Origin of the sequence: Pseudomonas sp. PDM28, assembly GCF_019219115.1 — a bacterium.
Classification (GTDB): domain Bacteria; phylum Pseudomonadota; class Gammaproteobacteria; order Pseudomonadales; family Pseudomonadaceae; genus Aquipseudomonas; species Aquipseudomonas laurylsulfatiphila.
Genome location: NZ_JAHUWG010000001.1, coordinates 646,575 through 659,227 on the forward strand (window position 1 = coordinate 646,575; position 12,653 = coordinate 659,227).

Annotated in this window: 10 protein-coding genes; all 10 read left to right on the forward strand. The window is 60.8% G+C overall.

The features are described from left to right. Positions 1 to 60 precede the first annotated feature (60 nt). The 10 genes from bioB (at position 61) to KW841_RS03020 (ending at position 12,503) form a co-directional block, all read left to right on the forward strand. Positions 61 to 1,116 carry a biotin synthase BioB gene (bioB, locus tag KW841_RS02975; protein ID WP_217836544.1) on the forward strand — a complete coding sequence of 352 codons (1,056 nt, stop codon included), beginning with the start codon at positions 61 to 63 and terminating at the stop codon, positions 1,114 to 1,116. Positions 1,117 to 1,289: 173 nt separating this feature from the next. Next, on the forward strand, positions 1,290 to 2,468 hold the full coding sequence (bioF, locus tag KW841_RS02980; RefSeq protein WP_218473418.1) for an 8-amino-7-oxononanoate synthase: 1,179 nt from the start codon (positions 1,290 to 1,292) through the stop codon (positions 2,466 to 2,468). After that, a complete protein-coding gene (locus KW841_RS02985) occupies positions 2,461 to 3,192 on the forward strand; it encodes an alpha/beta fold hydrolase (RefSeq protein ID WP_218473419.1) in 732 nt (243 codons plus the stop codon). The genes bioF and KW841_RS02985 overlap by 8 nt, the downstream gene beginning before the upstream one ends. Beyond that, positions 3,185 to 3,997, forward strand: a complete 813-nt coding sequence (bioC, locus tag KW841_RS02990) for a malonyl-ACP O-methyltransferase BioC (protein ID WP_218473420.1) — start codon at positions 3,185 to 3,187, stop codon at positions 3,995 to 3,997. The genes KW841_RS02985 and bioC overlap by 8 nt, the downstream gene beginning before the upstream one ends. Continuing rightward, positions 3,994 to 4,674 (forward strand): dethiobiotin synthase, encoded by a 681-nt coding sequence (gene bioD / locus KW841_RS02995; protein ID WP_218473421.1) that lies wholly within the window; start codon positions 3,994 to 3,996, stop codon positions 4,672 to 4,674. The genes bioC and bioD overlap by 4 nt, the downstream gene beginning before the upstream one ends. Before the next feature lie 122 nt (positions 4,675 to 4,796). Further along, a complete protein-coding gene (locus tag KW841_RS03000) occupies positions 4,797 to 5,093 on the forward strand; it encodes a pyrroloquinoline quinone biosynthesis protein PqqE (protein WP_218473422.1) in 297 nt (98 codons plus the stop codon). 277 nt (positions 5,094 to 5,370) lie between these two features. Then, the gene (locus tag KW841_RS03005) at positions 5,371 to 7,176 is read left to right on the forward strand and encodes a phenylacyl-CoA dehydrogenase (RefSeq protein WP_007980335.1); all 1,806 of its coding nucleotides are present in this window, start codon (positions 5,371 to 5,373) and stop codon (positions 7,174 to 7,176) included. Between the two features lie 198 nt (positions 7,177 to 7,374). Further along, positions 7,375 to 8,667 (forward strand): GGDEF domain-containing protein, encoded by a 1,293-nt coding sequence (locus KW841_RS03010; RefSeq protein ID WP_218473423.1) that lies wholly within the window; start codon positions 7,375 to 7,377, stop codon positions 8,665 to 8,667. Between the two features lie 85 nt (positions 8,668 to 8,752). After that, complete coding sequence (locus tag KW841_RS03015; RefSeq protein WP_218473424.1) at positions 8,753 to 10,549, forward strand: acyl-CoA dehydrogenase C-terminal domain-containing protein; 1,797 nt, start codon at positions 8,753 to 8,755, stop codon at positions 10,547 to 10,549. A 175-nt stretch (positions 10,550 to 10,724) separates the two neighbouring features. Further along, a complete protein-coding gene (locus KW841_RS03020) occupies positions 10,725 to 12,503 on the forward strand; it encodes an acyl-CoA dehydrogenase C-terminal domain-containing protein (protein WP_218473425.1) in 1,779 nt (592 codons plus the stop codon). Positions 12,504 to 12,653 lie beyond the last annotated feature (150 nt).

Consider the following 12,653-nt stretch of genomic DNA (forward strand, 5'->3'; position numbering starts at 1 on the left):
GGCGGCTGTGACATTCCATGACCCAGCCGCATGCCAAAGCATAATTCAAAGGAAACGCCCATGAGCGCCAGCACCACTGCAACCCTGCGTCATGACTGGACTTTGGCCGAAGTCAAAGCACTCTTCGTTCAGCCATTCAATGACTTGCTGTTCCAGGCGCAGACGGTGCACCGTGCGCATTTCGACGCCAACCGCGTCCAGGTGTCGACCCTGTTGTCGATCAAGACCGGCGCCTGCCCGGAAGATTGCAAATATTGTCCGCAGTCCGGTCACTACAACACCGGCCTGGAAAAAGAAAAACTGATGGAAGTGCAGAAGGTCCTCGAAGAGGCCGCGCGCGCCAAGGCCATCGGCTCGACCCGCTTCTGCATGGGCGCGGCGTGGAAGCACCCGTCGGCCAAGGACATGCCGTATGTACTGAAGATGGTTGAAGGCGTGAAAGCCCTGGGCCTGGAAACCTGCATGACCCTCGGCCGCCTGGATCAGGAGCAGACCGAGGCGCTGGCCAAGGCCGGCCTCGACTACTACAACCACAACCTCGATACATCGCCGGAGTTCTACGGCAGCATCATCACCACCCGCACCTACAGCGAGCGCCTGCAAACCCTGGCCTACGTACGTGAGTCGGGAATGAAGATCTGCTCCGGCGGCATCCTCGGCATGGGCGAGTCGCTGGACGACCGCGCCAACCTGCTGATCCAGCTGGCCAACCTGCCGGAGCATCCGGAGTCGGTGCCGATCAACATGCTGGTGAAAGTCGCCGGTACGCCGCTGGAAAATGCCGACGACGTCGACCCGTTCGATTTCATCCGCATGCTCGCGGTCGCGCGCATCCTGATGCCGCAATCCCACGTGCGCCTGTCCGCCGGCCGCGAAGCCATGAACGAACAGATGCAGGCTCTGGCGTTCTTCGCCGGTGCGAACTCGATTTTCTACGGCGAGAAACTGCTGACCACCGCCAACCCGCAGGCCGACAAGGACATGCAACTGTTCGGGCGCCTGGGGATTCTGCCGGAAGCCCGCGAAGAGCACGCCGATGAAGTGCATCAGGCGGCGATCGAGCAGGCGCTGGTGGAGCAGAAGAGCAGCGAGCAGTTCTATAACGCGGCGGTTTGAGCAACCACTGCGTCCACTGAATGAATGCAAAACCCCTGTGGGAGCGAGCTTGCTCGCGATAGCGTCAGGTCCGTCGACATCAATGTTGAATGTGACGCCGCCATCGCGAGCAAGCTCGCTCCCACAGGGATCGCATTCATTTTGATTTCTGTGATCTGAACTTCGAGGCCTGCATGTCTTTCGATCTCGCCGCACGCCTTGCTGCCCGTCGTGCCGAAAATCTCTACCGCCAGCGTCCGCTGCTCGAAAGTCCGCAGGGGCCGCAAGTGGTGGTTGATGGCCAGCCGTTGCTGGCGTTCTGTAACAATGACTACCTGGGGTTGGCCAATCATCCACAAGTGATCGAAGCCTGGCGTGCCGGCGCTTCGAAGTGGGGGGTGGGCGGCGGCGCTTCACATCTGGTCATCGGCCATAGTGCCCCGCACCATGCCCTGGAAGAAGCCTTGGCCGACCTGACCGGTCGCCCGCGCGCGCTGCTGTTCACCACCGGTTACATGGCCAACCTCGGTGCGGTCACGGCGCTGGTGGGGCAGGGTGATACGGTACTCGAAGACCGGCTCAATCATGCGTCGCTGCTCGACGCGGGGCTGTTGTCCGGCGCGCGGTTCAATCGCTACTTGCACAACGACCCGGTGAGCCTGGCCAAACGTCTGGAAAAAGCCACCGGCAATACCCTGGTGGTCACCGACGGCGTGTTCAGCATGGACGGCGATATCGCCGACTTGCCGGCACTGGCCCGAGAGGCCAAGGCCAAAGGCGCCTGGTTGATGGTCGACGATGCCCATGGCTTTGGACCGCTGGGCGCCAATGGTGGCGGCATCGTCGAGCATTTTGGCTTGAGCCAGGAAGAGGTTCCGGTGCTGGTCGGCACCCTCGGCAAAGCCTTCGGTACGGCGGGCGCCTTTGTGGCCGGCAGCGAAGAGCTGATCGAAAGTCTGATCCAGTTCGCCCGGCCTTACATCTACACCACCAGCCAGCCACCGGCGCTGGCCTGCGCCACGTTGAAAAGCCTGGAACTGCTGCGCAGCGAACACTGGCGCCGCGAGCATTTGCAGACGCTGATCCGCCAGTTCCGCCAGGGTGCCGAGCAGATCGGCCTGGAACTCATGGACAGCTTCACACCGATCCAGCCGATCATGGTCGGTGATGCCGGGCGCGCGGTGCGTCTATCGCAAATGCTGCGCGAGCGCGGGTTGATGGTGACCGCGATTCGCCCGCCGACCGTACCCGCTGGCAGCGCCCGACTGCGGGTCACGCTGACGGCAGCCCACAGCGAGGCCCAGGTGCAGCTATTGTTAAACGGACTGGCCGATTGTTTTCAACAACTGCAGCCGGAGCCAAGCCATGCGTGATCGTTTGATTCTGCTGCCCGGCTGGGGCCTCGGCGTTTCACCGCTGGAGCCTTTGGCGGCGGCTTTGCGCGGCCTGGACGAGCACTTGCGCGTCGAGATCGAGCCGTTGCCCGACCTGGAGTCGAGCGATCTTCAAGAGTGGCTCGATGAGCTTGATGCGACGTTGCCGCAAGACGCCTGGCTGGGCGGCTGGTCATTGGGTGGCATGCTCGCCTGCGAACTGGCGGCCCGGCGTGGCGATCGCTGCTGCGGCGTGTTCACGCTGGCCAGCAACGCGTCTTTTGTCGCGCATGAACACTGGTCGGCCGCCATGTCCGGGGAAACCTTCGATGCGTTTCTGGCGGGATGTGCAGCCGATCCGCGCGCGACCTTGAAACGCTTTTCACTGCTCTGTGCCCAAGGCGCCGAAGACCCGCGCGGATTGTCGCGGCTGTTGCTCGCCGGCGCACCGAGCACGGCCGCGCCAGTGCTGCTGAGCGGTCTGCAAGTGCTTGCGCAACTGGATACGCGACAGGCACTGCAATCGTTCCGCGGTCCGCAACTGCATCTGTTCGCCGGCCTCGACGGGTTGGTGCCGGCGGAGGCGGCGGGCGATTTACTGGCGTTGCTGCCGGATATAGAAATCGGTCTGATTGAGCAGGCCGGCCACGCGTTTCTTCTGGAAGATCCCCACGGTGTGGCGGGGGCGATCCAGGCCTTTTTGCATGAGTCCGGCGATGACTGATTTATCTCTTCCCAACCTGCCCGGCGGCTTGCCCGACAAACGCCAGGTCGCTGCATCTTTCTCCCGCGCGGCGCAAAGCTACGACAGCGTGGCCGAGTTGCAGCGTGATGTGGGCAGCCAATTGCTCGGGCGCTTGGCGCAGGACTTTGTACCGCAGCGCTGGCTGGACCTGGGCTGCGGCACCGGGCATTTCAGTCGTGCCTTGGGTGAGCGGTTTGCGGGCAGTCACGGTGTGGCGCTGGACATCGCCGAAGGCATGCTCAACCACGCCCGACCGTTGGGCGGTGCCACGCATTTCGTGGCCGGCGATGCCGAGCGTTTGCCACTGCAGGACTCGACCTGCGACCTGATCTTCTCCAGCCTGGCGGTGCAATGGTGTGCGGACTTCGACTCGGTGCTCAGTGAGGCTTATCGAGTGCTGAAGCCAGGTGGCATTTTTGCGTTTGCTAGTCTTTGTACAGGGACGTTGTTTGAATTGCGCGACAGCTGGCGACAAGTCGATGGCATGGTGCACGTCAATCGCTTCCGGGAGTTTGGCGTGTATCAACATTTGTGCGCTGCCAGTGGTTTGCGGGTCGTCAGTCTGCAAAACCAGGCGCATGTGCTGCATTACCCGGATGTGCGCAGCCTGACCCATGAGCTCAAGGCACTGGGTGCGCACAATCTTAATCCCGGTCGACCGGGTGGCTTGACCGGCCGGGCGCGGATTCTGGGTTTGATCGAGGCTTATGAGCAGTTTCGTCAGGCCCGAGGCCTGCCGGCGACTTATCAAGTGGTGTACGCCATTTTGGAGAAACCCTTATGAGCGCAGCCTATTTCATCACCGGCACGGATACGGATGTCGGTAAAACCACGGTCGCTGCGGGGCTGCTGCATGCGGCGCGTTCGGCGGGGCTGAGCACGGCGGCGGGCAAGCCGGTCGCTTCCGGGTGCGATGTGACGCCCAAAGGCTTGCGCAACGCCGATGCGCTGGCCTTGCTGGCGGAGTGTTCGCTGCCGCTGACCTACGCACAGGTCAATCCGATGGCCTTCGAACCGGCCATTGCTCCCCATCTGGCGGCACGGGAGGCGGGCGTGGCGTTGACGGTGCAGTCGTTGCTGGCGCCGATGCGGCAGATTCTGGGGCTGCAGGCGGACTTCACCCTGATCGAAGGCGCTGGTGGCTGGCGCGTACCCTTGGCGGATCAGGACAATCTGTCGGACCTCGCCATTGCATTGAGGCTCCCGGTGATCCTGGTGGTCGGCGTGCGCCTGGGGTGTATCAGCCATGCCTTGTTGACCGCCGAAGCGATCGCCCGGGATGGCTTGCAACTGGCGGGATGGGTGGCCAACATCATCGACCCGAAGACCTCGCGGCTGGAAGAAAACCTCGCCACCCTGGCCGAGCGCCTCCCCGCGCCGTGCCTGGGGCGTGTGCCAAAACTCAAGGCCGTGACGGCAGAGTCCGTGGCCGAGCACTTGCAACTGGACCTGTTGGACTGAGGTTTGGCAATGCGGGCTTTGCCTATGACAAGGCACTGTGCCATTGGTGTTTTTGACGGGTGTTTTGCCAGCCACTCTGCTTCAATGGTCATTGTTGATCCTTTGAAAGGACGAGTTCTCCCATGGAAATCTCAGGAAGCACCGCTTTTTATGCCGGTCTGAGCACCCTTCAGACAGGGCAGAACCGAGTCGATCAAGCCGCCGGGCAGATCGCCAACACCACCCTCGAGCGTTCGGTCACCAGCCAGTCCTCCGAGGCGCAGGTCGATCGTCTGCGATCGGTTGATCGTAGCCAGCAATCGGATCTGGCCAGCAACGTGGTCGAAATGGCCCAAGGCAAGATTCAGGCGGAGTTGGGCGTAAAAATCGCCAAGGCCTCCGATGAAGTGCTCGGAACGTTGATCGATACCTACGCTTGATTCTTCGCTGATACCGCACCCTCGACGCCGCGCCTGTTCGCGGCGTTTTTCTGCGTAAGTCTTTCTTGCTCAACTAATCTTTTCAGTGTGGCGGGCTGCTTTGAAAGCGCGGCTGCGTTGCCGTGTGCCTGTGTGTCCAAACCTGCGATGACGAACGGCAAAAGATCGACGCTTGACAAGATTTCGGCGTAAACGTATGTTTCAAACAACTGTTTGATCGCAACAACAAATCCATGCGGTCGTTCATTCCCGGTTACATCAGCAGAGGTTTATCGCTATGCCTGACTACAAGGCCCCCTTGCGTGATATTCGCTTCGTTCGTGACGAACTGCTCGGCTACGAAGCGCACTATCAGAGCCTTCCGGCTTGTGCCGACGCAACGCCGGACATGGTTGACGCCATTCTTGAGGAAGGCGCCAAGTTTTGTGAGCAGGTACTGGCTCCGCTGAACCGTGTGGGCGACCTCGAAGGCTGCACCTGGAGCGAGTCCGGCGTTAAGACGCCGACTGGCTTCAAGGAAGCCTACAAGCAATTCGTTGAAGGCGGCTGGCCGAGCCTGGCTCACGACGTCGAGCACGGCGGCCAAGGCCTGCCGGAATCCCTGGGCCTGGCCATCAGTGAAATGGTCGGCGAGTCCAACTGGTCGTGGGGCATGTACCCGGGCCTGTCGCACGGTGCGATGAACACCATCTCCGAGCACGGCACCCCTGAGCAGCAAGAGGCTTACCTGACCAAGCTGGTTTCCGGCGAATGGACCGGCACCATGTGCCTGACCGAGCCGCACTGCGGCACCGACCTGGGCATGCTGCGCACCAAGGCCGAGCCTCAGGCCGACGGTTCCTACAAAGTCTCCGGCACCAAGATCTTCATCTCGGCCGGTGAACACGACATGGCCGACAACATCGTCCACATCGTACTGGCCCGCCTGCCGGATGCACCGGCTGGCACCAAAGGCATCTCCCTGTTCATCGTGCCGAAGTTCCTGCCGAACGCCGATGGCTCGGTTGGCACGCGTAACGCCGTGTCTTGCGGTTCCCTGGAACACAAGATGGGCATCCACGGCAACGCTACCTGCGTGATGAACTTCGACGGCGCCACCGGTTTCCTGATCGGCCCGGCGAACAAAGGCCTGAACTGCATGTTCACCTTCATGAACACCGCTCGCCTGGGTACCGCGCTGCAAGGCCTGGCCCACGCTGAAGTCGGTTTCCAGGGCGGCCTGAAATACGCTCGCGACCGTCTGCAAATGCGTTCGCTGACTGGCCCGAAAGCGCCGGACAAAGCCGCTGACCCGATCATCGTGCACCCTGATGTGCGTCGCATGCTGTTGACCATGAAGGCGTTCGCCGAAGGCAACCGCGCGATGGTTTACTTCACCGCCAAGCAGGTCGATATCGTCAAATACGGCGTGGACGAAGAAGAGAAGAAGAAAGCCGACGCATTGCTGGCGTTCATGACGCCAATCGCCAAGGCCTTCATGACCGAAGTCGGTTTTGAAGCAGCCAACCACGGTGTGCAGATCTACGGCGGCCACGGCTTCATCGCCGAGTGGGGCATGGAGCAGAACGTTCGCGACAGCCGCATCTCGATGCTGTACGAAGGCACCACCGGTATCCAGGCACTCGACCTGCTGGGCCGCAAAGTGTTGATGACCCAGGGCGAGGCTCTGAAAGGCTTCACCAAGATCGTCCACAAGTTCTGCCAGACCAACGAAGGCAACGAAGCGGTTCAAGAGTTCGTCGCGCCGCTGGCTGCACTGAACAAGGAATGGGGCGAGCTGACCATGAAGGTCGGTATGGCCGCCATGAAAGATCGCGAAGAAGTCGGCGCGGCCTCCGTGGACTACCTGATGTACTCCGGTTACGCCTGCCTGGCCTACTTCTGGGCTGACATGGCGCGTCTGGCTGCCGAGAAACTGGCTGCCGGCACGTCCGAAGAGGCGTTCTACACCGCCAAGCTGCAGACTGCGCGCTTCTACTTCCAGCGCATCCTGCCGCGTACCCGCACTCACGTCGCAACCATGCTGTCGGGCGCCAACAACCTGATGGACATGAAAGAAGAGAACTTCGACCTGGGCTACTAAGCCTCAACGAAGTACTTGAAAAAGCCGCTGCTCCTTCGGGATCAGCGGCTTTTTTTGCTTTAAGGGTTGCCCGTGGAATGAATGTTTGTAACGCCCTCTGAAAAATACCTCAGTAATTCACTCAGCAACTCGGGCATTCTGCCGTTACAGTAGTTGGCACATTGCCATCTATTGATCTGACGGGTCGGAGCTTTACCCTTGCCGCGCTCATCTGCTGTACGTTTCAGTCATTTCCTGCCGTCATTACTGCTGTTGCTGGCGGGGCTTGCGGCTGCGTACATCAAGGATCTGAACGTCTTTTTCACCTCGCTGTTCAACGTGCTGCCCACCCTGGTGTTGTTGCTCGGTGGCGCCTATTGCGCAGTGTACCGACGCCAGCGTGAACTGTTTCTGATGGTCACGGTGTACATCGCCTACTTCCTGCTCGACACCCAGACCGACTATTACCGCGACAACGGCAAGGTGCGAGACGATGCCGCCGTGGTCTTTCACTTGTGTTGCCTGCTGCTGCCATTGTTGTATGGGGTGTTCGCGGCGTGGCAGGAACGCACCCATCTGTTCCAGGACATGGTGGCGCGATTTGCAGTCTTGCTGGCGGTCGGCAGCGTGGCGCTGGGGCTTGAGCAAAGTTATCCACACGCGTTGCTGATCTGGTTGTCGGAGATTCGTTGGCCCGCGCTGCATGGTGCCTGGATGAGTCTGATCCAGTTGTCCTATCCGGTGTTCATTGCCGTGTTTGTGCTGCTGACCTGGCAATACTGGCGCAACCCGCGACCGCTGCATGCCGCGCAACTGGTGGGATTGCTCGGGTTGTTCTGGATGCTGCCGAAGACCTTCATCTTGCCGTTCACGCTGAACATCATGTGCAGCCAGGTGATGCTGATGATCGCCGCCGCCGTCGCCCACGAAGCCTATCAAATGGCCTTCCGCGACGAACTGACCGGGCTCCCGGGCCGCCGTGCGCTGAATGAGCGCATGCAACGGCTGGGGCGCAACTACGTGTTGGCCATGAGCGACGTCGACCACTTCAAGAAGTTCAACGATACCCACGGTCACGATGTCGGTGACCAGGTACTGCGGCTGGTGGCCAGCAAGCTGTCGAAAATCGGCGGTGGCGGTAAGGCGTATCGCTATGGCGGTGAGGAATTTGCCCTGGTGTTTGCAGGCAAGACCCTCGAAGAGTGCATGCCGCACCTGGAAGTCATCCGCGAGTCCATCGCCACTTACAACATTCAGCTGCGCAATCAGGAAAACCGCCCGCAGGACGACAATCAGGGGCGTCAGCGGCGTGCCGGTTCCGGCGCATCGAGTGTGTCGGTGACGGTCAGTATCGGCGTTGCCGAACGGATCGATCAGCGCACCCCGGAAGAGGTGCTCAAATCCGCTGACCAGGCGCTCTACAGCGCCAAGGGCGCCGGGCGTAACTGCGTGATGGCGTTCGGGCAGAACCGCCGCGGCGCCGTACGCATGGACGCCGCTACGGTTGAGTGATGATCGCGCATTCAGCGACTGGACATTGATTGTGGCGTAGTGTCGGCGGCAGTAGGTTGGAAAAAACTGCCGACGGAGAATGACCATGCCCGAGTACAAAGCTCCCTTGCGCGACATGCGCTTTCTGATCGACCACGTCTTCGATTTTCACAGTAGCTACGCCGCGCTGGGGGCCACCGATGCCAGCCCGGACATGGTCAATGCGATCCTCGAAGAAGGCGCGAAGTTCTGCGAAAACGTGCTGTCCCCGCTCAACCGCAGCGGAGATGAAGAAGGCTGTCATTTCGACAACGGCGTGGTCACTACGCCCACGGGCTTCAAGCAGGCCTTCGCCCAATATGTCGAGGGCGGCTGGCATGGCCTGGCGGCGGACCCGGTCTACGGCGGCCAAGGGCTGCCGATCTCTCTGGGCCTGGTCATCAGCGAGATGGTGGGTTCCAGCAACACCTCGTGGGGCATGTACCCCGGCCTGACCCACGGCGCGATGTCGGCGATCCACGCCCACGGCACCGAGGCGCAGAAGCAGACCTATTTGAAGAAACTCACCGCTGGCCAATGGACCGGCACCATGTGTCTGACAGAAGCCCATTGCGGCACCGACCTGGGCATCATCAAGACCCGTGCGGTGCCAGCGGCCGATGGCAGCTATGCGATCTCCGGCAGCAAGATCTTCATCTCTGCGGGCGAGCACGACATGAGCGCCAACATCATTCACCTGGTGCTCGCCAAATTGCCGGACGCACCGGCCGGGACCAAGGGTATTTCGCTGTTTATCGTGCCCAAGTTCCTGCCCGACGCGATGGGCGAAGCGGGTGAGCGCAACGATGTGTCCTGCGGCTCGATCGAACACAAGATGGGCATCAAGGCCTCGGCCACCTGCGTGCTGAACTTCGACGAGGCCAAGGGGTTTTTGATCGGCGAGCCAAACAAGGGCCTCAACTGCATGTTCACCATGATGAACCACGCGCGGTTGGGCACGGGCATGCAAGGTCTGTGTCTGGGCGAGGCGAGCTTTCAGGGCGCGATCAAATACGCCAACGACCGATTGCAGATGCGCTCGCTGACTGGTCCGAAAGCACCGGAAAAAGCCGCCGACCCCATCATCGTGCACCCTGATGTGCGGCGGATGTTACTGACGATGAAAGCCTTCAACGAAGGCAACCGCGCGCTGACCTACTTCACCGCACAGTTACTGGACATTGCACACCTGAGCCCGGACGAAACGGCGCGCCAGGATGCCGAAGACCTGCTGGCGTTCCTCACGCCAATATGCAAAGCCTTCATGACCGACACCGGCCTGGAAGTGACCAACCATGGCATGCAAGTGTTTGGCGGCCACGGGTTCATTCGTGAATGGGGTATGGAGCAACTGGTACGCGACTGCCGGATCGCACCGATCTATGAGGGCACCAACGGCATTCAGGCGCTGGACTTGCTCGGGCGCAAGGTACTCGGCAGCCAGGGCAAGCTGTTGCGCGGGTTCACCAAAATCGTCCACAAGTTCTGCGCGGCGAACGCCGAACATCCACAACTGGCCGGGTATGTGGCGCAGCTCAATCAACTGAACCAACAGTGGGGTGAGTTGACCACCAGGGTCGGCATGGCGGCGATGAAAAACCCGGACGAAGTCGGTGCCGCATCGGTGGATTACCTGATGTACAGCGGTTACATCATCCTTGGCTACCTGTGGTTGCGCATGGCGCTGGTGGCTCAGGCGCAGCTCGAGGCTGGCAGCGGTGATGCCGGCTTCTGCAGGGGCAAGCTGGCGACCAGCGAGTTTTACTTCAAGCGTCTGTTGCCACGCACCACCGCTCATCGGGCGGCCATCGAAGCGGGGAGCGAATGTCTGATGCAACTGCCGGCCGAGATGTTTGCGCTTTAGTCATGTAATTCCGTTACAAAGAAGCTCGCCTTGTGCGGGCTTTTTTGTTGATGACCAAAAATAACAAAACAGTCATGAGCTGACCCTATGTGTCTTAAAAGTTGTTGGGGTACACTCCGACCCAACGAAACCACTCTTCCTGTGAATCACCTGTATAGATCTTGCGAGGTTTGCCATGGCTGACTACAAAGCGCCCCTGCGCGATATGCGCTTCGTCCTCAATGAAGTTTTCGAGGTCGCCAAACTCTGGGCCGAACTGCCTGCGCTGGCCGAGACCGTCGATGCGGAAACGGTCGAAGCCATCCTGGAAGAAGCCGGCAAAGTCACCAGCAAAAGCATTGCACCGCTGAGCCGTGCCGCGGACGAGGAAGGTTGCCACTGGGCAGACGGTGCCGTCACCACGCCGGCGGGCTTCCCGCAGGCCTATCAGACCTACGCGGAAGGCGGTTGGGTCGGTGTCGGTGGTGATCCGACCTACGGCGGCATGGGCATGCCCAAAGCCGTTTCGGCCCAGGTCGAAGAAATGGTCAACTCCGCCAGCCTGTCGTTCGGCCTGTATCCGATGCTGACCGCCGGTGCCTGCCTGTCGATCAACGCCCACGCCAGCGAAGAGCTGAAAGCCGCGTACCTGCCGAACATGTACGCTGGCATCTGGGCCGGTTCCATGTGCCTGACCGAGCCACACGCCGGTACTGACCTGGGGATCATTCGCACCAAGGCCGAGCCTCAGGCCGACGGTTCCTACAAGGTCAGCGGCACCAAGATCTTCATCACCGGTGGCGAACACGACCTCACCGAAAACATCATCCACCTGGTGCTGGCCAAGTTGCCGGATGCACCGGCGGGGCCGAAAGGCATTTCGCTGTTCCTGGTGCCGAAGTTCATGGTCAATGCCGATGGCAGCCTGGGCGCGCGCAACCCGGCGAACTGCGGGTCGATCGAACACAAGATGGGCATCCAGGCGTCCGCGACCTGCGTGATGAACTTCGATGAGGCCGTGGGTTACCTGGTCGGCGAACCGAACAAAGGCCTGGCGGCGATGTTCACCATGATGAACTACGAGCGCCTGGGTGTCGGTATCCAGGGCCTGGCCACGGGCGAGCGCTCGTACCAGAACGCCGTGGAATACGCCCGTGACCGTCTGCAAAGCCGTTCGCCGACGGGCGCGCAGAACAAGGACAAAGTGGCTGACCCGATCATCGTCCACCCGGACGTGCGTCGCATGCTGCTGACCATGAAAGCCTCGAACGAGGGTGGCCGTGCGTTCTCTACTTACGTGGCCATGCAACTGGACACCGCCAAGTTCAGCGAAGATGCCGCCACCCGCAAGCGTGCGGAAGACCTGGTGGCCTTGCTGACCCCGGTGGCGAAGGCGTTCCTGACCGATCTCGGTCTGGAAACCACCGTTCACGGCCAGCAGGTGTTCGGCGGCCACGGTTACATCCGTGAGTGGGGCCAGGAGCAACTGGTGCGTGACGTGCGCATCACCCAGATCTATGAAGGCACCAACGGCATTCAGGCGCTGGACCTGGTGGGGCGCAAGATCGTCGGCAGCGGTGGGGCGTTCTACAACCTGTTCGCCGACGAGATTCGTCACTTCACCGCAACGGCCAGCGCTGACCTGGCGGAGTTCACCAAGCCGCTCAACGACGCCGTCACCACCCTCGACGAACTGACCGCGTGGTTGCTGGATCGGGCGAAGAGCAATCCGAACGAAATCGGCGCGGCATCGGTCGAGTATCTGCAGGTTTTCGGCTACGTGGCGTATGCCTACATGTGGGCCCTGATGGCCAAGGCCGCTTTGGGCAAGGAGGCGCAAGACGATTTCTACGCCAGCAAACTGGGCACCGCACGGTTCTATTTCGCCCGTCTGTTGCCGCGGATTCACTCGTTGAGTGCGTCGGTCAAGGCCGGTAGCGAATCGTTGTTCCTGCTGGATGCAGGACAATTCTGATGACGTAATGGTTTGTAAGCATTCTCTTACATAACGTGCTGCTGTTCTCCCATAGATGCAAATTGGATCCACAGCTAATCTACTTCTCATGGACGTAGCGCAGGAAGCGCAAAGCAACAACAGGGACACGTAGGATTCTGCCAGGATGGC